The organism is Aminobacter niigataensis (genome assembly GCF_946995915.1).
Classification (GTDB): Bacteria; Pseudomonadota; Alphaproteobacteria; order Rhizobiales; family Rhizobiaceae; genus Aminobacter; species Aminobacter niigataensis.
In genome coordinates this window covers 3366722-3388277 of record NZ_OX341517.1, presented here as the reverse complement: position 1 = coordinate 3388277, position 21556 = coordinate 3366722, and the positions used below count along the sequence as shown (strand labels likewise).

Annotated in this window: 27 protein-coding genes and 1 pseudogene; 27 read left to right on the top strand and 1 reads right to left on the bottom strand. The window is 62.5% G+C overall.

Annotated features, from left to right (window positions below; translation table 11 throughout):
* Positions 1–7 precede the first annotated feature (7 nt).
* The 22 genes and pseudogenes from rplN (at position 8) to O1Y97_RS16400 (ending at position 14970) form a co-directional block, all read left to right on the top strand.
* Positions 8–376, top strand: coding sequence for a 50S ribosomal protein L14 (gene rplN, locus O1Y97_RS16505; protein ID WP_006205457.1), 369 nt, complete (start codon positions 8–10; stop codon positions 374–376).
* A 12-nt stretch (positions 377–388) separates the two neighbouring features.
* The gene (gene rplX, locus O1Y97_RS16500; RefSeq protein WP_108608183.1) at positions 389–703 is read left to right on the top strand and encodes a 50S ribosomal protein L24; all 315 of its coding nucleotides are present in this window, start codon (positions 389–391) and stop codon (positions 701–703) included.
* Positions 696–1253, top strand: a complete 558-nt coding sequence (gene rplE, locus O1Y97_RS16495; RefSeq protein ID WP_108608182.1) for a 50S ribosomal protein L5 — start codon at positions 696–698, stop codon at positions 1251–1253. The genes rplX and rplE overlap by 8 nt, the downstream gene beginning before the upstream one ends.
* A 27-nt stretch (positions 1254–1280) precedes the next feature.
* Positions 1281–1586: a 30S ribosomal protein S14 gene (gene rpsN / locus O1Y97_RS16490; RefSeq protein WP_055976436.1), complete on the top strand. Its 306-nt coding sequence runs from the start codon at positions 1281–1283 to the stop codon at positions 1584–1586.
* A 12-nt stretch (positions 1587–1598) separates the two neighbouring features.
* Positions 1599–1997: a 30S ribosomal protein S8 gene (gene rpsH / locus O1Y97_RS16485; RefSeq protein WP_055976439.1), complete on the top strand. Its 399-nt coding sequence runs from the start codon at positions 1599–1601 to the stop codon at positions 1995–1997.
* Positions 1998–2035: 38 nt separating this feature from the next.
* On the top strand, positions 2036–2569 hold the full coding sequence (rplF, locus tag O1Y97_RS16480; protein ID WP_108608181.1) for a 50S ribosomal protein L6: 534 nt from the start codon (positions 2036–2038) through the stop codon (positions 2567–2569).
* Between the two features lie 87 nt (positions 2570–2656).
* Positions 2657–3016 carry a 50S ribosomal protein L18 gene (rplR, locus tag O1Y97_RS16475; protein ID WP_183261251.1) on the top strand — a complete coding sequence of 120 codons (360 nt, stop codon included), beginning with the start codon at positions 2657–2659 and terminating at the stop codon, positions 3014–3016.
* Between the two features lie 128 nt (positions 3017–3144).
* Positions 3145–3714, top strand: coding sequence for a 30S ribosomal protein S5 (rpsE, locus tag O1Y97_RS16470; protein ID WP_108608179.1), 570 nt, complete (start codon positions 3145–3147; stop codon positions 3712–3714).
* A 28-nt stretch (positions 3715–3742) separates the two neighbouring features.
* Positions 3743–3940, top strand: a complete 198-nt coding sequence (rpmD, locus tag O1Y97_RS16465) for a 50S ribosomal protein L30 (RefSeq protein WP_067961904.1) — start codon at positions 3743–3745, stop codon at positions 3938–3940.
* 21 nt (positions 3941–3961) lie between these two features.
* The gene (rplO, locus tag O1Y97_RS16460) at positions 3962–4435 is read left to right on the top strand and encodes a 50S ribosomal protein L15 (RefSeq protein WP_108608178.1); all 474 of its coding nucleotides are present in this window, start codon (positions 3962–3964) and stop codon (positions 4433–4435) included.
* 134 nt (positions 4436–4569) lie between these two features.
* Positions 4570–5910: a preprotein translocase subunit SecY gene (secY, locus tag O1Y97_RS16455; RefSeq protein ID WP_108608177.1), complete on the top strand. Its 1341-nt coding sequence runs from the start codon at positions 4570–4572 to the stop codon at positions 5908–5910.
* Positions 5907–6497 carry an adenylate kinase gene (locus tag O1Y97_RS16450; RefSeq protein WP_108608176.1) on the top strand — a complete coding sequence of 197 codons (591 nt, stop codon included), beginning with the start codon at positions 5907–5909 and terminating at the stop codon, positions 6495–6497. The genes secY and O1Y97_RS16450 overlap by 4 nt, the downstream gene beginning before the upstream one ends.
* Positions 6498–6685: 188 nt before the next feature.
* Positions 6686–7054: a 30S ribosomal protein S13 gene (gene rpsM / locus O1Y97_RS16445; RefSeq protein WP_108608175.1), complete on the top strand. Its 369-nt coding sequence runs from the start codon at positions 6686–6688 to the stop codon at positions 7052–7054.
* A 132-nt stretch (positions 7055–7186) separates the two neighbouring features.
* Positions 7187–7576 carry a 30S ribosomal protein S11 gene (gene rpsK / locus O1Y97_RS16440; protein WP_108608174.1) on the top strand — a complete coding sequence of 130 codons (390 nt, stop codon included), beginning with the start codon at positions 7187–7189 and terminating at the stop codon, positions 7574–7576.
* Positions 7577–7672: 96 nt separating this feature from the next.
* Entirely contained in the window at positions 7673–8683 is a 1011-nt protein-coding gene (locus O1Y97_RS16435; protein WP_108608173.1) for a DNA-directed RNA polymerase subunit alpha, read from the top strand.
* A gap of 109 nt (positions 8684–8792) precedes the next feature.
* Positions 8793–9221 carry a 50S ribosomal protein L17 gene (gene rplQ / locus O1Y97_RS16430; protein WP_108608172.1) on the top strand — a complete coding sequence of 143 codons (429 nt, stop codon included), beginning with the start codon at positions 8793–8795 and terminating at the stop codon, positions 9219–9221.
* A gap of 245 nt (positions 9222–9466) precedes the next feature.
* Entirely contained in the window at positions 9467–10948 is a 1482-nt protein-coding gene (locus O1Y97_RS16425) for a DegQ family serine endoprotease (RefSeq protein WP_318761719.1), read from the top strand.
* 33 nt (positions 10949–10981) lie between these two features.
* Complete coding sequence (locus tag O1Y97_RS16420) at positions 10982–12283, top strand: replication-associated recombination protein A (protein ID WP_183261247.1); 1302 nt, start codon at positions 10982–10984, stop codon at positions 12281–12283.
* Positions 12284–12408: 125 nt separating this feature from the next.
* A pseudogene (blh, locus tag O1Y97_RS16415) lies at positions 12409–13747 on the top strand (bifunctional sulfur transferase/dioxygenase Blh).
* Between the two features lie 3 nt (positions 13748–13750).
* Complete coding sequence (locus O1Y97_RS16410) at positions 13751–14122, top strand: ArsR/SmtB family transcription factor (RefSeq protein ID WP_318761718.1); 372 nt, start codon at positions 13751–13753, stop codon at positions 14120–14122.
* Complete coding sequence (locus tag O1Y97_RS16405) at positions 14115–14543, top strand: YeeE/YedE family protein (RefSeq protein WP_318761717.1); 429 nt, start codon at positions 14115–14117, stop codon at positions 14541–14543. The genes O1Y97_RS16410 and O1Y97_RS16405 overlap by 8 nt, the downstream gene beginning before the upstream one ends.
* Before the next feature lies 1 nt (position 14544).
* On the top strand, positions 14545–14970 hold the full coding sequence (locus O1Y97_RS16400) for a DUF6691 family protein (protein WP_318761716.1): 426 nt from the start codon (positions 14545–14547) through the stop codon (positions 14968–14970).
* 42 nt (positions 14971–15012) lie between these two features.
* Here O1Y97_RS16400 and O1Y97_RS16395 read toward each other — a convergent pair whose 3' ends face one another.
* Complete coding sequence (locus O1Y97_RS16395; RefSeq protein ID WP_318761715.1) at positions 15013–15633, bottom strand: class I SAM-dependent methyltransferase; 621 nt, start codon at positions 15631–15633, stop codon at positions 15013–15015.
* Positions 15634–15905: 272 nt separating this feature from the next.
* On the opposite strand from O1Y97_RS16395, the gene O1Y97_RS16390 reads away from it, so the two are divergent.
* The 5 genes from O1Y97_RS16390 to O1Y97_RS16370 all read left to right on the top strand — a co-directional run bounded on the left by O1Y97_RS16390 (position 15906) and on the right by O1Y97_RS16370 (position 21539).
* A complete protein-coding gene (locus tag O1Y97_RS16390) occupies positions 15906–16934 on the top strand; it encodes a substrate-binding domain-containing protein (RefSeq protein ID WP_183261237.1) in 1029 nt (342 codons plus the stop codon).
* A gap of 88 nt (positions 16935–17022) precedes the next feature.
* The gene (locus O1Y97_RS16385; RefSeq protein ID WP_318761714.1) at positions 17023–18552 is read left to right on the top strand and encodes a sugar ABC transporter ATP-binding protein; all 1530 of its coding nucleotides are present in this window, start codon (positions 17023–17025) and stop codon (positions 18550–18552) included.
* 31 nt (positions 18553–18583) lie between these two features.
* Positions 18584–19558 (top strand): ABC transporter permease, encoded by a 975-nt coding sequence (locus O1Y97_RS16380; protein WP_318761713.1) that lies wholly within the window; start codon positions 18584–18586, stop codon positions 19556–19558.
* Positions 19555–20553, top strand: a complete 999-nt coding sequence (locus O1Y97_RS16375) for a sugar-binding transcriptional regulator (protein ID WP_318761712.1) — start codon at positions 19555–19557, stop codon at positions 20551–20553. The genes O1Y97_RS16380 and O1Y97_RS16375 overlap by 4 nt, the downstream gene beginning before the upstream one ends.
* Positions 20550–21539 carry an aldo/keto reductase gene (locus O1Y97_RS16370; RefSeq protein WP_318761711.1) on the top strand — a complete coding sequence of 330 codons (990 nt, stop codon included), beginning with the start codon at positions 20550–20552 and terminating at the stop codon, positions 21537–21539. Before O1Y97_RS16375 ends, O1Y97_RS16370 begins: the two co-directional genes overlap by 4 nt.
* Positions 21540–21556: the final 17 nt, after the last annotated feature.

The window sequence follows — 21556 nt, the reverse complement described above, 5'->3', positions numbered from 1 at the left end:
GCCAGTCATGATTCAGATGCAAACAAACCTCGACGTCGCGGATAATTCCGGCGCTCGTCGTGTCATGTGCATCAAGGTGCTGGGCGGCTCGAAGCGGAAGTATGCCTCCGTTGGCGACATCATCGTGGTGTCGATCAAGGAAGCCATTCCGCGCGGCCGCGTAAAGAAGGGTGACGTGATGAAGGCGGTCGTGGTTCGCACGGCCAAGGACATCCGTCGTCCGGACGGCAGCGTGATCCGTTTCGACAAGAACGCGGCCGTTCTTGTCGATAACAAGAAAGAACCGATCGGCACGCGTATCTTCGGGCCGGTTCCGCGCGAACTCCGCGCCAAGAACCACATGAAGATCATCTCGCTCGCGCCCGAAGTGCTGTAAGGAGCCGGAACAATGCAGAAGATCCGTAAAGGCGACAAGGTTGTCGTTCTGGCCGGCAAGGACAAGGGCCGCACCGGCGAGGTGCTGTCTGTTCAGCCGAAGGAAGACAAGGCACTTGTCCGCGGCGTGAACATGATCCGCCGCCACCAGAAGCAGTCCCAGACCCAAGAGGGCGGGATCATCACCAAGGAAGCGCCGATCCACCTGTCGAACCTCGCGCTCGTCGACCCCAAGGATGGCAAGCCGACCCGCGTCGGTTTCCAGATCCAGAAGGACGGCACGAAGGTGCGTGTCGCCAAGCGCTCGGGAGAAGTCATCAATGGCTAATGCAACCATCGAGCCACGCCTGAAGACGGTCTACAAGGAGACCATCCGCACGGCGATGCAGGAACAGTTCAAGTACGCCAACGTCATGCAGATCCCGCGCATCGACAAGATCGTGCTCAACATGGGTGTCGGCGAAGCCACCGCGGATTCGAAGAAGCCCACGGTTGCCGCCGAGGACCTGGCGATGATCGCCGGCCAGAAGCCGGTCATCACTCGCGCCCGCAAGTCGATCGCCGGCTTCAAGGTCCGTGAGCAGATGCCGATCGGCGCCAAGGTGACGCTTCGCCAGGAGCGCATGTACGAGTTTTTGGACCGTCTCGTGAACATCGCCCTGCCGCGCGTTCGCGACTTTCGCGGCCTGAACCCGAAAAGCTTTGACGGCCGTGGAAATTACGCTATGGGCCTCAAGGAGCATATCGTGTTCCCCGAGATCAACTACGACAAGGTTGATCAGATGTGGGGTATGGACATCATCGTTTGCACGACCGCCAAGACGGACGACGAAGCCCGGGCTCTGCTCAAGGCTTTCAACTTCCCCTTCCGGCAGTAACGGCAGCGAGCAAAGGAAAAATCTGAAATGGCAAAGACCAGCTCAGTCGAGAAGAACAACCGGCGCCGCAAGCTTGTGGACCAGTACGCTGCCAAGCGTAAGGCCCTCAAGGACGTCATCATGGATCAGTCCAAGCCGATCGAGGAACGCTTCCGCGCGCAGCTCAAGCTCGCCGCGCTGCCGCGCAACTCGGCCAAGATCCGTATCCGTAATCGCTGCGAAGTCACCGGTCGTCCGCGTGCCTACTATCGCAAGCTTAAGATGTCGCGTATCGCGCTTCGTGATCTGGGCTCGACGGGAGCAATCCCGGGCCTGGTCAAGTCGAGCTGGTAAGGAGCATTTGATATGTCTTTGAGTGATCCTCTCGGCGATATGCTGACCCGCATCCGCAATGCCTATGGCCGCAAGAAGTCGACGGTGTCGACGCCAGCGTCCAGGCTGCGCGCCCGTGTTCTCGACGTGCTGAAGTCGGAAGGCTACATCCGCGACTACAGCCAGACCGACTTCGAAAACGGCAAGTCCGAGATCGAAATCGAGCTGAAGTACTTCGACGGCCAGCCGGTGATCCGCGAAATCGCGCGTGTCTCCAAGCCGGGCCGCCGTGTCTACGTCTCGTCCAAGTCGATTCCGCCGGTCGCCAACGGCCTGGGCATCTCGATCCTTTCGACCCCGAAGGGCGTGATGGCCGACCACGAAGCGCGCGAACAGAACGTCGGCGGGGAAATCCTCTGCCAGATCTTCTGATCTGCGTAGGCTGAAACAAGAAAGGCGAGGACAAGACAATGTCTCGTATTGGCAAGAAACCCGTTCAGCTTCCGCAGGGCGTATCCGCGACCGTCACCGGCCAGACCGTGACGGCGAAGGGCCCCAAGGGTGAGCTGAAGTTCGTGGTCAACGACGAAGTTCTGGTCAAGATGGAAGAAGGCGAGATCGCCGTTCAGCCGCGCGACCAGTCGAAGGACGCCCGCTCCAAGTGGGGCATGTCGCGGACCCAGATCGTCAACATCCTGACCGGTGTTAAGGACGGCTTCGAAAAGAAGCTCGAGATCACCGGCGTCGGCTATCGTGCCGCACTCCAGGGCAAGAACCTGCAGCTGGCCCTTGGCTTCAGCCATGACGTCGTTTATCAGACGCCGGAAGGCATCACCATCACGGTGCCGAAGCCTACTGAAATCGTCGTCACGGGTATCGACAAGCAGCAGGTTGGCCAGGTCGCCGCCGAGATCCGCGAATATCGCGGTCCGGAGCCCTACAAGGGCAAGGGCGTCCGCTATGCTGGCGAGAAGATCGTCCGCAAAGAAGGCAAGAAGAAGTAATAGCAACGCCGCGGTGCGCGGTCGCGGGAAGCGTTTCAGCTTACCGCAGATGGCCGCGCCCGTTTCAGAAGGCAAGGAACCACTACTATGGCTTCGAAAGAAACCACTCTGCGTCGCTCGTCGCGCATCCGCCGCCAGCTCAAGAAGGTCGCCAACGGCCGTCCGCGCCTGTCGGTTCACCGCACGTCGAAGAACATCTACGTCCAGGTCATCGACGATGCCAATGGCCGTACGCTCGCTGCCGCTTCCACCCTCGAGAAGGACCTCAAGGGCACGCTGAAGACCGGTGCCGACACGGCTGCCGCGACTGCGGTTGGCAAGCTGATCGCCGAGCGCGCTTCGAAGGCCGGCGTCAAGGAGGTCGTTTTCGACCGTGGCGCCTATATCTATCACGGCCGCATCAAGGCGCTTGCCGAAGCTGCCCGCGAAGGTGGCCTGAACTTCTGATGCAGGAACCGGCGTAGCGCGTGGCGCTGCGCCGCATCACTGACCAGTTGCAATAAATCCGGCGACGCTATAGACGCCGGATTTGGTTTTTAACCCCCGTGCTTCCGGAAAAAAATAAGGATAGGAATATGGCACAAGAACGTAGGGAAGGCGGTCGCGAGCGTAGCCGTGACCGTGAAGAGCGCGACAGCGAATTCGTCGATAAGCTCGTACACATCAACCGCGTTGCCAAGGTCGTCAAGGGCGGCCGGCGTTTCGGTTTTGCAGCACTCGTCGTTGTCGGCGACCAGAAGGGCCGCGTTGGCTTTGGTCACGGCAAGGCGCGCGAAGTGCCGGAAGCGATCCGCAAGGCAACCGAATCGGCCAAGCGCGACATGATCTTTGTGCCGCTCCGTTCGGGCCGTACGCTGCACCACGACGTTGAAGGTCGTTGGGGCGCTGGCCGTGTTCTGTTGCGCTCTGCCAAGCAGGGTACCGGCATTATCGCAGGCGGCCCGATGCGCGCTGTCTTCGAGACGCTCGGCATGCACGACGTCGTCGCCAAGTCGATGGGTTCGTCGAACCCCTACAACATGGTTCGTGCGACCTTCGATGCGCTGAAGAACCAGTTGCATCCGAAGGATGTGGCTGCTCAGCGCGGCATCAAGTACTCGACCCTTCAGGCCCGCCGCGGCACCGCCGTTGCGGCTGAAGAATAGTCGCTCGAGCTGACCAGGGACAATGACCATGGCCAAGAAAGCAACCAAGACCATCACCGTCGAGCAGATCGGTAGCCCGATCCGCCGGCCGAAGGAGCAGCGTGCCACGCTGGTCGGCCTCGGCCTCAACAAGATGCATCGCAAGCGCACCCTGGAGGATACTCCTTCCGTGCGCGGCATGATCGCAGCTGTCCAGCACCTCGTCCGCGTTGTGGACGAGGCGTAGGCCGATCGCAGGAGATAGAACATGAAACTCAACGATCTGCGTGACAACACCGGCGCGACGCACTCCAAGAAGCGCCTTGGCCGCGGCATCGGCTCCGGCTCCGGCAAGACCGGCGGCCGCGGCGTCAAGGGTCAGAAGGCCCGTTCGGGCGTCGCGATCAACGGCTTCGAGGGTGGCCAGATGCCGCTCTATCGTCGCCTGCCGAAGCGCGGCTTCACCAACATCTTCGCCAAGAGCTACAACACCGTTTCGCTGGCCCGTATCCAGGTCGCGATCGATGCCAAGAAGCTCGATGCGAAAGAGACCGTGACGGCGGAAGCCCTCGTCAAGGCCGGCGTGATTCGCCGCGTCAAGGACGGCGTCCGCATCCTCAGCGACGGCGAACTCAAGACGAAGGTGGCCTTCGACGTCGCCGGCGCTTCCAAGCCTGCGATCGAGAAGATCGAAAAGGCTGGAGGATCGGTGAAGCTGCCTGAAGTGGCAGCGGCCGAATAAAAGGCTTTGCAAAGTAAGCGGCGGTAGAGATACCGCCGCTTGCATGTTTGCCGTCCGGAGCCTATCTCGTGGCTTCGGTGATACGCGCCGCGCCCATCTGCGGCATTGCGGCGTGACCAAGCGGAGTACCCTGAATGGCATCGGCTGCTGAACAACTGGCATCCAATCTGAATTTCGCAGCCTTCGCCAAGGCCGAAGATCTCAAGAAACGTATCTGGTTCACCCTCGGCGCGCTGCTGGTCTACCGCCTCGGCACCTATATTCCGCTCCCCGGCATCAACCCCGATGCATTCGCGCAGGCTTTCACCCAGCAGAGCCGCGGCGTTCTCGGCATTTTCAACATGTTTGCCGGTGGTGCAGTCGAGCGCATGGCGCTGTTTGCACTCGGCATCATGCCCTACATCTCCGCTTCCATCATCATGCAGCTCATGACGTCGGTCGTCCCGTCGCTCGAAGCGCTGAAGAAGGAAGGTGAGCAGGGCCGCAAGGTCATCAATCAGTACACCCGCTATGGCACCGTGCTTCTGGCGCTTGTTCAGGCTTACGGCATTTCGGTCGGGCTTGAGAGCGGCAACGGAATCGTCTCGGATCCGGGCATGTTCTTCCGCGCCTCGACGGTCATCACGCTCGTCGGCGGCACGATGTTCCTGATGTGGCTTGGCGAGCAGATCACCGCCCGCGGCATCGGCAACGGTATCTCGCTGATCATCTTCGCCGGCATCGTCGCCGGGCTTCCGAGCGCTATCAGTGGCACCCTGGAACTCGGCCGCACAGGTGCGCTGTCGACCGGCCTGATTCTCGCGATCATCGTCCTGGCGATCGTCGTTATCGCCGTGATCGTGTTCTTCGAGCGTGCCCAGCGCCGCCTTCTGATCCAGTATCCGAAGCGCCAGGTCGGCAACCGCATGTTCCAAGGCGATACGTCGCACCTGCCGCTGAAGCTCAACACCGCCGGCGTCATTCCTCCGATCTTCGCCTCGTCGCTTCTGCTGCTGCCGGCGACCGTCGCGGGCTTCTCGAACACTGCCACGCTGCCTGGCTGGGTGAGCACGATCATGGCCGCGCTCGGCCACGGCCAGCCGCTCTACATGGCGCTCTACGCGGCGATGATCATCTTCTTCGCCTTCTTCTACACGGCTATCGTCTTCAATCCGAAGGACACGGCCGATCAGCTGAAGAAGCATTCGGGCTTCATTCCCGGCTATCGTCCTGGCGAGCGCACCGCGGAATACATCGACTACGTGCTGACCCGCGTCACGGTGGTCGGCGCCGCCTATCTCGTCATCATCTGCTTGCTGCCGGAGTTCCTGATCTCGGCGACCGGCGTTCCCTTCTACCTTGGTGGTACTTCGCTTCTGATCGTGGTCAATGTAACCCTTGATACGGTGGCGCAGATTCAGGGTCACCTGATCGCCCATCAGTATGAGGGGCTGATCAAGAAGTCGAAGCTCCGTGGAGGTAAGAGGGGAAGATGAGGCTGATATTGCTTGGACCGCCGGGAGCGGGCAAGGGGACGCAAGCTCAGAGGTTGGTCGACAAGCACGGCATTCCTCAACTTTCCACCGGCGACATGCTGCGCGCAGCGGTCAAGGCGGAAACGGAAGTCGGCAAGCGCGCCAAGGCGGTGATGGACGCCGGCGAACTGGTCTCGGACGAAATCGTCAATGCGATCGTCGCCGAACGTATCGACCAGGACGACTGCGCCCAGGGCTTCATCCTCGACGGTTATCCGCGCACGCTGGCACAGGCCGACGCCGTTGCCGACATGCTGGCTGAACGCGGCATGTTCCTCGACGTGGTCGTAGAACTCGTCGTCGACGACAAGGCGCTTGTCGGCCGTATCCTGAAGCGCGCCGAGGAGGCCAAGGCGGCCGGCCAGCCGGTGCGCAAGGACGACAATGCCGAGGTCTTCGACGAGCGGCTGCGCGAGTACTACAAGAAGACCGCTCCGCTGATCGGCTATTACTACGCCAATGACCTGCTCAAGCAGGTCGACGGCATGGCCCCGATGGACGAAGTGACGGCACAGATCGAAGCGGTTCTGGCGACTGTTGCCAGCTAATCGTCGCACACAGACTTGACGGACGGGCCGATCCGGAGTATGGCGGCCCGTCTTCCATTCAGGCATGATGCTGTTTGCCCGTAAGGGCGCAAAGTCATATTGAAACGGAAAACCCGCAAGGGCCGGCCTCCACCGGACGCGGGGCAACTTGAAGCGCCGGCATGGTCCGGCCCAAATGGAGTGAAAAGATGGCTCGTATAGCCGGCGTTAATATTCCGACCAACAAGCGCGTTGTGATCTCGCTTCAGTACATTCACGGTATTGGCAAGAAGTTCGCCCAGGAGATCGTCGAGAAGGTCGGTATCCCGGCTGAGCGTCGCGTCAACCAGCTGACCGATGCCGAAGTTCTGGCGATCCGCGAGACGATTGACCGCGACTATCAGGTCGAAGGCGATCTGCGCCGCGAAGTTTCGATCAACATCAAGCGTCTGATGGACCTCGGCTGCTACCGCGGCCTGCGTCACCGTCGTTCGCTTCCGGTCCGTGGCCAGCGCACGCATACCAATGCGCGCACCCGCAAGGGTCCGGCCAAGGCAATTGCCGGCAAGAAGAAGTAATTTCGTATCTCCGGCGGGTTTCGGCTCGCCGGTTTCGCCTTATTTGGGCGGGTGTTCGGCCTGACACCTTAAACGCAGGCTGGTGTAGCCGCTGGTATTACGGCGGTGAAGAGATCAACTGAAAGGACTGCTATGGCTAAGGAAGCCGCACGCGTTCGCCGTCGCGAACGCAAGAACATCTCGTCGGGCGTCGCCCACGTCAATTCGACCTTCAACAACACCATGATCACCATCTCCGATGCACAGGGCAACACGATTGCCTGGTCCTCGGCTGGTGCGCAGGGCTTCAAGGGTTCGCGCAAGTCGACCCCGTTCGCGGCCCAGATGGCTGCTGAAGACGTTGCCAAGAAGGCACAGGAACACGGCATGCGCATGCTGGAAGTGGAAGTCTGCGGTCCGGGTTCGGGTCGTGAGTCGGCTCTGCGCGCGCTCCAGGCTGCGGGTTTCACCATCACGTCGATCCGCGACGTGACGCCGATTCCGCACAATGGTTGCCGCCCGCGCAAGAAGCGTCGCGTCTAATATTTCACCCCCGCGCGAGCGCCTTGTGCGCTCGTTTGCGGTTTCCAGGTCGCCCGTCACGATTGGATGGTGTCGGGCTAACGGAAGGAAGCGAATATGATCCAGAAAAACTGGCAGGAACTGATCAAGCCGAACAAGATCGAGTTCTCGTCCAAGAAGAAGACGCAGACCACGCTCGTCGCCGAGCCGCTTGAGCGTGGCTTCGGCCTGACGCTCGGCAATGCGCTCCGTCGCGTGCTTTTGTCGTCGCTTCGTGGCGCTGCCGTCACTGCGGTGCAGATCGACGGCGTGCTGCATGAGTTCTCTTCCATCGGCGGCGTTCGTGAAGACGTCACCGACATCGTGCTCAACATCAAGGAAATCGCCATCCGCATGGAAGGCGACGGCCCGAAGCGCATGGTCGTTCGCAAGCAGGGCCCTGGTGCCGTGCTCGCCGGCGACATCCAGACGGTCGGCGACGTCGAGATCCTGAACCCGGACCACGTTATCTGCACCCTCGACGAGGGCGCCGAGATCCGCATGGAGTTCACGGTCGACACCGGCAAGGGTTATGTGCCGGCCGAACGCAACCGCGCTGAAGACGCTCCGATCGGTCTCATCCCGGTCGACAGCCTCTACTCGCCGGTCAAGAAGGTTTCGTACAAGGTCGAGAACACCCGCGAGGGCCAGGTTCTGGACTACGACAAGCTGACCATGACCATCGAGACAGACGGTTCGATCACCGGCGAGGACGCAGTGGCTTTCGCTGCTCGCATCCTGCAGGACCAGCTTGCGCTGTTCGTCAATTTCGACGAGCCGCAGAAGGAAGTCGCAGCCGAGGCCGTCACCGAGCTCGCCTTCAACCCGGCGCTGCTCAAGAAGGTCGACGAACTGGAGCTTTCGGTCCGTTCGGCCAACTGCCTCAAGAACGACAACATCGTTTACATCGGCGACCTGATCCAGAAGACGGAAGCAGAAATGCTGCGCACGCCGAACTTCGGCCGCAAGTCGCTCAACGAGATCAAGGAAGTTCTGGCCGCGATGGGTCTGCACCTCGGTATGGAAGTGCAGGACTGGCCGCCGGAAAACATCGAAGACCTCGCCAAGCGATACGAAGACCAGTACTAAGAAGACCTAGTCGAGCATGGTTCCGAGGACCGGATATTCCGGTCCGACGGCCTTGCGGAAAACCATCAGAGGCCGTGGCCTCTTGAACAACTGAAGAAGGAAAAGAGCCATGCGTCACGGTTTTAAAGGCCGTCGCTTCGCCCGCAGCGTAAGCCACCGCAAGTCCATGTTCGCCAACCTCTCGGTCTCGCTGATCGAGCACGAGCAGATCGTGACCACGCTCGAAAAGGCGAAGGACCTGCGTCCGATCGTCGAGAAGCTGGTGACGCTCGGCAAGCGCGGCGACTTGCATGCCCGCCGCCAGGTGATCGCCCAGATCGGCAACGAGAACGTCGTGAAGCGTCTGTTCGACGTCGTCGCGCCGCGTTACGCCACCCGCAACGGCGGCTACCTGCGCATCATGAAGGCTGGCTTCCGCCGCGGTGACAATGCCGCGATGGCCGTCATCGAGTTCGTCGATCGCGACACCTCGGCCAAGGGCGCAGGCGACCGCGTTCGTCTCGAAGCCGAAGCTGTCAACGAAGCTGAAGCTGCATAAGCATTCCGCATCGTGTTATGAACCGAAGGGGCCCTTGTGGCCCCTTTTGTTTTGGGTGGTGTGTCGGTCAGATCGCTGTGACGTGGTTTGCCGGGCGATGCGGGCGCACGACGCGTCGAGGTTTCAGCGGTCCTTCCGCAACCGGGGCCAACCAAGCGGAAATAACCGCTTTTCGCGCCCCTCTAGCCTTTCAATTTGCACAATCGTCGCGACAATGGCGCCAACTATGCATTGGAGGATTCGCCATGCTTGCGAAACGATATCTGTCGCTTGCGCTGTGCGCCTGGATGGCGCTTGCCGGCGGTGCGACGGCCCAGGAGGCGCCGACCACCGGGGATCCGGGCCTGTCGGATGTACTGACGGACCTGCTGAATGGCGGCAAGGGCGGCGGGGCCGCAACGCCCGGTCCCGATCGGCGCGTGCCATTCGGACGCGAAGAGATGCAGCTGTCGTTTGCGCCGCTGGTCAAGGACACGGCGGCAGCGGTTGTCAATGTCTACGCTTCCAAGCAGGTGAAGGTGCGGTCGCCATTCGAGGGCGATCCGTTCTTCGAACAGTTCTTCGGTCGGTCGGGTCCGCGCAACCGTTCGTCGCTCGGTTCGGGCGTTCTGGTCGACCCAAGCGGCATCGTCGTCACCAACAACCATGTCGTCCAGGATGCCGACCAGGTGAAGGTCGCGCTCTCTGACGGCCGTGAATTCACCAGCAAGGTGCTGCTCAAGGACGAGACCCTTGACCTTGCCGTGCTCAAGATCGATTCCGACAAGCCGTTCCCGACCGTCGCCATTGGCGATTCCGACGCGCTGCAGGTTGGCGATCTGGTGCTGGCCATTGGCAATCCGTTCGGCGTTGGCCAGACCACGACAAGCGGCATCGTCTCGGCCCTTGCCCGCACGCATATCGGCGTGTCCGACTCCGGTTTCTTCATCCAGACCGATGCGGCGATCAACCCGGGCAATTCGGGCGGTGCGCTGATCAACATGGGCGGCCAACTCATCGGCATCAACACGGCGATCTTCAGCCGCACCGGCGGCTCGATCGGCATTGGTTTTGCCATCCCGTCGAACATGGTGCGTGCCTTCACCGAAGCGGCCAAGGGTGGCGCCGAGTTCTTCGAGCGGCCGTTCATCGGCGCTTCGTTCGAACCGGTGACGCCGCAGATCGCAGAATCCCTTGGCATGGATCATCCCTCGGGCGCGCTGATCTCGTCGGTCGACGAGAACGGCCCCGCAGCGCGCGCCGGGCTGAAGCCTGGAGATGTGGTGTTGGCATTCAATGGCGCTGCGATCGAACACATGGAAGCGCTTGACTACCGCCTGGCCACGCAGCCGGTCGGCGGCAAGGCTACCCTTTCGGTGCTGACCAAGGGCGAGGAGAAGTCGATCGAAGTTGCCCTTGAGCGTGCACCTGAAGGCACCAGTTCGAACGAGGTTCTGCTGCGCGGCCGCAGTCCGTTTGCCGGCGCCAAGGTTGCCGAATTGTCGCCGCGGCTGGCCCAGCGCCTGCGTGTCGCGACCGACACCAAGGGCGTGGCGATCGTCGGCATCGACGGTGGTTCGCCGGCGGCAGGTTTCGGCTTCCAACTGGGCGACATCGTCCGCGAGGTCAATGGCGAGACCGTCGACACGGCCGCCAAGCTCAAGCAGCTTGCCGAGGAAGACACCCGTTGGTGGCGCTTCACCGTCGAGCGCGACGGCCGCATCATGCGGCAGATGCTGCGTTATTAGGCGTGGCAGCCGGACCGCCGGGAGGCTGACGTCTTGAGTTCCCTTTTCGACGAGGCCGTACCCCGACCACTGGCCGAGACGCTGCGTCCGCAACGCATCGGTGAGGTCATCGGACAGGATCATCTGCTTGGTCCCGACGGTCCCATCGGCCGCATGATCAAGGCGCGAAAGGTATCCTCGTTCATCCTCTGGGGCCCGCCCGGCGTCGGCAAGACGACCATCGCACGGCTGGTCGCCAAGGAAGTCGGCCTCGATTTCGTGCAGCTGTCGGCGGTCCTTTCGGGTGTCGCCGACCTGCGCAAGGTCATCGACGCCGCCAAGCAGCTGCGCAGCGGGGCAGGGCGGCAGACGGTGGTGTTCGTCGACGAGTTGCACCGGTTCAACCGCACCACACAGGATGCCCTGCTGCCGCATGTCGAAGACGGCACCATCGTGCTGATCGGGGCGACGACCGAGAACCCGAGTTTCAGCCTGGTGGCGGCTTTGCTGTCGCGCGCCAAGGTCTACACGCTCAGGCGCTTCGAAAAGGAAGACCTCGCCATTCTGGCCGAGCGCGCTGAAGCGCACACGGGCAGGAAACTCCCCCTCGAGCCGGCCGCACGCGACACGCTGCTGACCATGGCGGATGGCGACGGGCGCTACCTGATCGGCCTCTGCGAGGAATTGCTGGCGCTGCCCGATGGCACGATGCTGGATGTGGCGGCCCTTGCCGAAGCCGTCCAGAAGCGGGCGCCTGTCTACGACAAGGGCCAGGAAGAGCACTACAATCTGCTCAGTTGTTTTCACAAGAGCCTGCGCGGCAGCGATGTGCAGGCAGCGCTCTATTGGGCAGCCCGCATGGTCATCGGCGGCGAGGACCCCGGCACCATCTTTCGCCGTCTGGCATGCGCTGCGTCCGAAGATGTCGGCATGGCGGATCCGCAGGCGATGCCGCAGGTGGTGGCCGCCTGGAGTGCTTTCGAGCGCGTCGGCTGGCCGGAAGGGCGGCTGTTCATGGCGCAGGCGATCACCTATGTGGCGACCGCGCCCAAGTCGAACGCTTCCTACATGGGCTTCAACCAGGCAATTGCACTCGCCCAGCAGACCGGGTCGCTGGCGCCGCCGAAGCACATCCTGAATGCGCCGACCAAGCTGATGAAGGAACTCGGCTACCACGAAGGCTACCGCTACGACCACGACTATCCCGACGCCTTTTCCGGGCAGGAATTCATGCCCGACGAACTGGCAGGCCCGAACCGGCCCGAATTCTACGTGCCCAACGAGCGCGGCTTCGAACGCGACGTCAAGAAGCGGCTCGACTACTGGGGCAAGCGCCGCCAGGATCGCGGCGGCTAGCAAAGGCAGAGGCCGCGGGCGAGGCGGCATCAATCTTTAGTTACAAAAAATCTATTGCAAGAAAACGCAATCATTCATATCAAATCGTGTAGCGGCCTACGCAAGCGCTTTTGATAGGATGTGTGATGAAGCAGGTTACCGACAAGCTCTGGATTTCCGGCCAGCCAACGGACGCTGATCTGGCTGTTGCTGCCCAAGCGGGCATTCGCAGGATCATCAACAACCGCCCCGAAAACGAGGAACCGACCCAACCCGGCATGGCCGAAGCCGCCGCGTTGGCAGGGCAGTTGGGCATGGACTTCGTCAATGTCCCGGTGACGCCGGGGCGCTACACGCTGGAAGCCGTACGGGCCTTCCAGGAGGCTGTCGCCGAGGCACAGGGCCCGGTTCTCGCCCATTGCAAGGGCGGCACGCGCTCGCTGACGCTTTGGGCGATCGGCGAGGTACTCGATGGCCGGATGAAACTGACGGATATCGATGTGCTCGGCGAACGGCTCGGCACCAATCTGGCTGGGGCAAAGGACTGGCTGCTCACCAACTCCTGATGCTTTTGCAATGCACGACAACCTTGTGGGGTAGATGATGGTACAGAAACCCGAAGTATCCGCCTTCTTCGATCCGCGCACCTTTTCCGTCCAGTATGTCATTGCCGATCAGGCGACTAGGAAATGCGCGATCATCGACCCGGTACTCGATTTCGACGAGAAATCAGGCGCCACGGCCACCAGCAATGCTGACCGTATCCTTGATTTCGTCGAGGAGCAGGGGCTGACCGTCGAGTGGGTCCTCGACACCCATCCCCACGCCGACCATTTTTCCGCGGCCCGCTATCTCAAGTCGAGGACCGGTGCACGGACAGCTATCGGCGAACGCGTCATCGACGTGCAGAAACTCTGGAAGGCCATCTACAACTGGCCGGACCTCGCCACCGACGGCTCGCAGTGGGACAAGCTGTTTGCCGAGGGCGAGACCTTCTTCATCGGCGAGCTCCCGGCAAAGGTGCTGTTCTCGCCCGGCCACACGCTGGCCTCGATCACCTATGTGGTCGGCGATGCCGCTTTCATCCACGACACGCTGTTCATGCCCGACAGCGGCACGGCACGTGCCGATTTTCCCGGTGGCAGCGCCAAGCGCCTCTGGCAGTCGATCCAGCAGATCCTGTCGTTGCCCGACGAAACCAGGCTTTTTACGGGACACGACTACCAGCCGGGCGGGCGCCAGCCGCAATGGGAAAGCACCGTCGCAGAGCAAAAGGCGCGCAATATGCACATCTCCAGGATGTCGACAGAGACGGAGTTCGTCGCGGTGCGCGAGGCCCGCGACAGGACGCTGCCGATGCCCAAGCTCATCCTGCATGCGCTGCAGGTCAACATCAATGGCGGGCGCCTGCCTGAGCCCGAAGCCAACGGCAAGCGTTACCTGAAGTTCCCGCTCGACGCCCTGCAGGGCGCAAACTGGGGGTAGGACATGGCCCAGGAACCGCATCGGCCGGTTTCCGATCTGCTCGACCGCGCAGCGGAGGCATCGGAATTCCTGAAGAAGCTTGCCAATCCGAACCGGCTGATGATCGCCTGCGCACTCGTCGAAGGCGAACGCTCGGTGCGTGAACTGGAAGATAGCCTGGGCATCAGGCAGCCCGGGCTGTCGCAGCAACTTGCCGAGTTACGCGATGCCGGCCTGATCGTCGGCCGCAAGCAATCGAAATCCGTTTTCTACAGGCTCTCCGACGAGCGGGTGAGGGCTGTCGTCTCGCTGCTCTACACGCTGTTCTGCGATCCGGACGGCGAGAGCAAGCCGCGACAGGCGGCAGACCCCATCAAAAGGCAAGGACATGACTGACTTCACCCCCATAGCCTCCACCATCGGCGGCGTCCTGATCGGGCTTTCGGCTGTGCTGCTGATGGCCTGGGAAGGGCGCATTGCCGGCATCAGCGGCATTGCCGCCCGCCTGCTGCCACCATACCTCGACGGCGCCTTGCTTTCCCGGCTCGGCTTTGTTCTCGGGCTGGTTGCTGCACCGCTGGCCTATGCCGCAATATGCGGCAGCGACGTAGTCCAGACTGTCTCGTCAAACCTGCCGCTGATGGCCCTGGCCGGACTGCTCGTCGGCTTCGGCTCGGTCTATGGCAATGGCTGCACCAGCGGCCATGGCGTCTGTGGGCTGTCGCGCCTTTCGCTGCGTTCGCTGGTGGCGACGCTCACCTTCATGGCTACTGCCTTCGCCACAGTCTTTGCCGTTCGCCACGTGCTGGGAGCCTGACATGCCCTTCATGGTAAATCTCGCGCTCGGCCTGCTTTTCGGCATAGGTCTTGTGGTTTCGGGAATGTCGGACCCAGCCAAGGTGCTGAACTTCCTCGACCTGTTCGGCACGTGGGATCCATCGCTTGCCTTCGTCATGGGCGGGGCGGTGATCACGGCCTTTGCAGGCTATCGAATGGTCTTCAGGCGGCCCAAGCCGCTGGCGGGCGCCTCGTTTCACGTGCCGAACAGTTCTGCCATCGACCGCAGGATCATAGTCGGCCCGGCAATCTTCGGCATCGGCTGGGGGCTTGGTGGTTTCTGCCCGGGTCCGGCACTGACAGCAATAGCGTTGGGCGCGGCCGGTACGTATGCGTTTCTGCCGATGATGTTTCTTGGCATGTGGCTGGCGCGAATGGCCACGGCACGACCTGTTGCAGCGGCCTGATCTTCGCGAAATCCGCGCGTGCTAATATATCGGGCAGGTGTGTCAGGCCCGCTTGCGGAAGGTGCCGAACTGAAAATGCTGCACGCTGTCCCATGGCGTCTTGTGCTCGTGGCGGCAGCTGTCGACGAGCTCGAAGCCGCTGCCCAGAAGCCTGCCGATGCTTTGGGCATCGTGCCTGACGATCGGCAGGCCGCTGCATTTCTCCGGTCCGTCGGGCGCAAAGGTGCCGATGATCGCGTGGCCGCCAGGCACCAGCGCCTGCTTGAGGGCTGACATGTAGCCCGCCTGGTCGGCCGGATCGGTCAGGAAGTGGAAGGCGGCGCGGTCGTGCCAGACATCGTAATGCCGCGCCGGCTGCCATGCGGTCGCGTCGGAGCAGATCCAGTGGACTTCTTGGGCTGCTGCGCCTAGCCGAGCCTTGTTGGCCTCAAGTGCGGCCTGCGAGATATCGAGCACGGACACATCGCCGAAACCCTGATCGAGCAGCGCGTCGACCAGATGCGAGGCGCCGCCGCCGATATCGATGATTGCCTGTCCAGGCGTAGCGCCTGCGAGCGAGAGCAGCGTCATGGACGGCTCCGGCATTTTCTGGAACCAGCTGACGTCGTCTTCCGCCTTGGTGCCGTAGATGGTGTCCCAGTGGGACTTGCGATCGTCGGTCAAGGCATGAGGCTCCACTTAACGATAGTGGCAGCCTATCCGCGGATGGGGGAGCGGCCAAGCTCTCGGGCTTGCGGTGACGGCTAAAACAGTCTTGACCTTGGTGTTGGCGTGAAATATATTTCAGATGGTGAATTTTATTGACATAACGCCGCGAGGCTGCAATTCTCACTGTCACCGGGCTTCGGGAGGAAGTTCGGACAATCAATCCATACCGCACGGCATGTCAGGTGCTGGCGAAGGTTATTGATCTGGCTTCGGCCAAGGGAGGGAACTTGCGTAAATTTCTCAGCACTTTCGCGGCCGCGGCCGCGCTCTCGACCATTCTCGGTGCCGGCCATGCCCAGTCGGCCGAAAACCCGTTCAAATGCGCGCCCGGCGAAAAATACGTCATGAACGTCATGGTGTCGGGCGTCGAATACTGGTTCCCGGTCTACGAGATGTTCAAGCAGGCCGGCCAGCAGTTCGGCTGTGAGACCGCCTACACCGGCACGCCGGAATATGACGTCAACAAGCAGATCGCCACCTTCGACCAGGCACTCGCCCAGAAGCCGGCCGGCATCCTGGTGCACCCGATGAACTCCGACCCGTTCATCGAGCCGATCAACCGCGCCATCGAGCAGGGCACGGCCGTCGTCACCTTCGCCGCCGACTCGCCCAATTCCAAGCGCGTCTCCTACATCACCTCCGACAATGTCGCCGAAGGCACTTATGCCGCCGACGCGGTTGCCAAGTCGATGGACGGCAAGGGCGAATACGCCGTGCTCGAAAACCCCGGCCAGGACAATCACGACAAGCGCGTCAACGCCTTCGTCGCCCGCATGGAGGCCAAGTGGCCCGACATGAAGCTGGTCGGCCGCGCCGCCTCGAACCAGGACCCGACCAAGGCCTACCAGGCCGTACTCAGCTTGGCGCAGGCCCATCCCGACCTCGGCGCCGTGTTCATGCCGGAAGCCAATTCGGCCATCGGTGCTGCGCAGGCAGCCAAGGAAGGCGGCGGCAAGATCAAGGTGATGCTGGCCGACGTCAACGCCAAGATCCTCGACATGATCAAGGCCGGCGAGATCTTCGGCTCGGTCAACCCCAACCAGGGCATGCAGGGCTACATGGGCTTCATGCTGCTGTGGATGGCCAAGCATCCCGAACTGATCGACCCGATGAACGACGCCAAGCGCTCGGGCTTCAACCCGATGAGCGTGCCCTTCGTCGACAACGGCTTCTCCATCGTCACCGCTGACAACGCCGACGACTTCTACTGGGACAAGTACCTCAAGCGCCGCGGCACCAAGGGCATCGAGGAATAGATTTCCGCTCCCTTTCATGCCTTGCTGAAAGACGGCCGGGGCGTCCTGCCCCGGCACGGCAAAGATCACACTCCGTGAAGGTTGACTCATGTCGACGCCCATTCTCGAGATCTCAGGAGTTTCGAAGTCGTTCGGCGCCATCAAGGCCCTGACCGGTATCGATTTCTCGCTCGCGCCCGGCGAGATCCATGCACTCTGCGGAGAGAACGGTGCCGGCAAGTCGACGCTGATGAACATCATTGCCGGCGTGCTTCAGCCCGACAAAGGCGAGATCCGCATCGCAGGCGAGCGCACCGTGATTGCCAATCCGGCCGCGGCCCAGCGGCTAGGCATCGCGCTCGTCCACCAGGAGATCGCACTCTGTCCCGATGCGACGGTTGCCGAGAACATCTTCATGCCGGCGATCAACAGCCGCCGCGCCCCGCTGATGAATTTCCGGCGGCTCCATGCCGAAGCGCAAAAGGTGATGGACCTTCTGGCCCCGATTCCGGTGCGCACCAAGGTCGGCGACCTCTCCATTTCCAACCAGCAACTGGTCGAGATCGCCAAGGCGTTGACGCTCGACTGCCGGGTGCTGATCCTCGACGAGCCGACGGCAGCACTGACCGAACCGGAAGCGCAGCGCCTGTTTGCCATCGTTCGCGAACTCAGGTCGCGCGGCATTTCCATCATCTACATCAGCCACCGCATGGCCGAGATCTTCTCGCTCTGCGACCGCGTGACGGTGTTCCGCGACGGCCGCTATGTCGCCACCGACGAGATTGCTTCGATCACCCCTGACGAGGTGGTGCGCAAGATGGTCGGCCGCGAGATTGCCCAGCTCTATCCCGACAAGCTGAACGAGGCGCCTGGACGCACCTTGCTCAAGGTGTCAGGCCTGTCGGACGGCGAGCGCTGCTTCGGTGTCAGCCTCGAGCTTCGCGCCGGCGAAATCCTCGGCATCGGCGGGCTCATCGGTTCGGGCCGCAGTGAAATGGCGCAAACGATGTGCGGCCTGAGATCCGTGGCCGCTGGCGAGGTCGAGATCGACGGCCAGCCTATCAGGATTTCCTGTTATGCCGACGCGGTGAAGGCCGGCCTGGTCTATCTCTCCGAGGACCGCAAGGGCTCGGGCGTGTTCCTTGACATGTCGATCGCAGCCAATGTGTCGGCGCTGGACCTCGGCAAGCTCACAGGAAAACTCGGCCTGCTTGACCGCCGCGCCGAGACAGCGCAGGCGACGGAGCTGGCGAAGCGGCTCGGCGTGCGCATGGGTGGCGTGGGCGCTGCCGTCTCGACGCTCAGCGGCGGCAACCAGCAGAAGGTGGCCATTGCCAAGCAACTGTCGGTCGACCCCAGGGTGATGGTGATGGACGAGCCGACGCGCGGCATCGACGTCGGCGCCAAGGCCGAAATCCATCGCCTGCTGCGTGAGCTTGCCAGTCGCGGCGTCGGCATCGTCGTCATCTCCTCGGAGATGCCCGAGCTGATTGGGCTATGCGACCGGGTGCTCGTCGTGCGCGAGGGCAGGGTCGCCGGCGAACTTGCGGCCGGCGAGCTCGGCGAAGAAGCCATCATCATGCTCGCCTCCGGCGTGCAGCCAAATTCACACAATGCCAGGGCTCAAAATGTCGCCTAGGGAAGCGGAAGCACCGATCATGACGGCTCAGATGAAAACGGAAAACCAAGGCGCGGGCTGGAACCTTGCGCGGCTGGGTTCCATGCGTGAGGCGGGCCTGATCGTCATCATCCTGGCGCTGTGCATCGCCATGTCGTTTGCCTCGCCGCATTTCCTCACATGGGGCAATTTCCGCGCCATGCTGATGAGCTTCTCGATCGAGGGCATCGTCGTTGTCGGCATGACCATCCTCTTGATCGTCGGCGGTATCGACCTGTCGGTCGGCTCGGTCGTCGCCTTCTCGATGGTGGTGTCTGGCGCGCTGTTTCTTGCCGGGCTCGACCCGTGGACGGCGAGCCTGATCGGCATCGCCGTCAGCGCGCTCATCGGAGCCGTCATGGGCTTCTTCGTCACCGTGGTAGGCCTCAACCACTTCATCACCTCGCTGGCGGCGATGGTGATCGTGCGTGGCCTGTGCCTGATCGTCACCAAGGGCACGCCGCTGTCTCTGTTCACCCTGCCGCCAGCCTTCAAGGCGATCGGCCAGGGCAGCTTCCACGGTGTGCCCTATGTTATCATCATCTTCGTGGTGGTGGTTGCCGTCTTCGACTTCCTGCTCCGCCGGGCGACGGCTTTCCGCAAGGTCTTCTATACCGGCTCCAACGAGAAGGCGGCGCAGTATTCCGGCATACGTACCAAGCAGGTGAAGTTCTGGGTGACCGTGCTGAGCTCGACGCTCGCAGGCTTTGCAGGTGTCATCTACATGTCCCGCTTCGGAGCGGCGACGCCCACATTCGGCGCCGGCATGGAACTCAACATCATCGCCGCGGCCGTCATCGGCGGGGCTTCGCTCAACGGCGGTTCAGGCACCATCTTCGGCGCGATCCTGGGCATGGCGCTGCTTTCGGTGGTCACCAGCTCGCTGATCCTGCTCGACATCTCGGTTTACTGGCAGGACATGATCAAGGGCTGCATCCTTCTCGCCGCAGTCTCCATCGACCACCTGCTTCATCGCAGGAAGGCATGAGCGGGAGACGAATGATGGCCAACGGCAACTCACGCGACGAAATCGCCAACGCGCGGCAGATGCATCAGGCGCTCGTGCTCCACTACATGGAGGGCAAGACCCAGGTGGAGATCGCCCACGAGCTCGGCATCTCGCACGCCACCGTCAACCGCCTGATCAAGCGCGGCCACCAGATGGGGCTGGTCGAGATCAGGATTAAATCGCCGATCGAACACCTCGTCGACCTCGAGGCCCGGCTGGTGGCACTCGGCGGGCTCAAGCGCGCCGTTGTCGTGCCGTCTCTCGGCGACAATCCGCAGACAGCGCTACAGCGCGTCGGCGAAGCCGCGGCAACGCTGCTGCAGGACACGATCAAGGACGGCGACACGATCTCTATCACCGGCGGCAAGGGTGTCTCGGCCGTGGTTGCGGGCTTGAATGGCGACCGTCAGTTCAAGGTCGAGGTCATCCCGGCGACCGGGCTTGTCCAGGGCAAGCACTACACAGACGTCAACCACGTCGCCTCGCTGATGGCCGACAAGCTCGGCGGCCGTGCCTATCAGGTGCATGCGCCGCTATTTGCCGACAGCCCCGAGCAGCGCGACATGCTGATGGGCGTAAGCTCTGTCTCCGACGTGTTCCGCAAGGCGCGCGAGGCCAATGTCGCGGTGGTCGGCATCGGCTCGATCCTGACCGACGATTCCAGCTATTACGACCTGCATCCCTCGTCGAGCACCGACCGCCAGGCCATCGAGCGGTCGGGGGCAGCGGGCGAGCTGCTGGCCCACCTCGTCGATGCCCAAGGCAGGGTCTGCGACTACAGCCTCAATCGCTGCCTGGTGTCGCTGACACTGGAAGAATTCGCCACCGTCCCGCGCACCATCGGCGTCGCCAGCGGCGCCAGCAAGGCCGCGCCGATCCTCAGCGCCATGCGCGGCAACCACCTCGAAACCATCGTCACCGACGAAGCCACGGCCCTGCAGGTCCTGGAACTCGCCGAAGGAAAAAGACCATGAGCCAGCTCGTTCGCAACATCGGCCGATCGGGGATATCGGCCTCGGGCGTCGGCCTTGGCACCTGGGCAATCGGCGGCTGGATGTGGGGCGGCACCGACGAGGACGCCTCCATTGCCGCGATCCAGGCATCGATCGATGCCGGCGTGTCGCTGATCGACACTGCGCCCGCCTATGGTCTCGGACGTAGTGAGGAGATCGTCGGCAAGGCGATCCGCGGACGCCGCGACAAGGTGGTGGTCGCCACAAAGTGCGGGCTCAACTGGCACTCCGGCAAGGGCAATCACTTCTTCGACCAGGACGGGCTGCCGGTGCATCGCTATCTCGGCGCCGACGGCATCGTCTACGAGGTTGAGCAGAGCCTGCGCCGCCTCGGCACCGACCATATCGACCTCTACATCACCCACTGGCAGGATCCGACCACGCCGGTCGCCGAGACGATGGACACGCTCTTGCGGCTCAAGCAGCAGGGCAAGATCGGCGCCATCGGCGCGAGCAACGTGAATGCTGACGAGCTGAAGGCCTATGTCGAAGCCGGTCAGATCGACGCTATCCAGGAACGTTACTCGATGCTCGACCTCGAGATCGAGGACACGCTGCTGCCGATCACCCAGGCCAACGATGTCGCCACCCTCAGCTATTCGTCGCTGGCGCTCGGGCTGCTGTCCGGCGCCATCGACCCGTCCAGGCAATTCAGCGGCGACGACCAGCGCAAGGGCAATCCGCGCTTCTCCGCGGCCAACCGGCAGAAGGTCGCAGAGCTCAAGGCGGCCATTGAGCCTGTCATCGAACGCCACACGGCGAGCATGGCGCAGGTGGTGATCGCCTGGACGCTGGCCCAGCCCGGCATCACCTTTGCACTCTGTGGCGCGCGCAATCCGGCGCAGGCTCTCGACAATGCGCGGGCCGGCCAGATCAGGCTCGATGCCGACGATCTGCTCGCCCTCGATACCGCCATTTCCAGGCATCTCGTCGCCATGGACGCCTGACCGAAGGAAACCCTCCG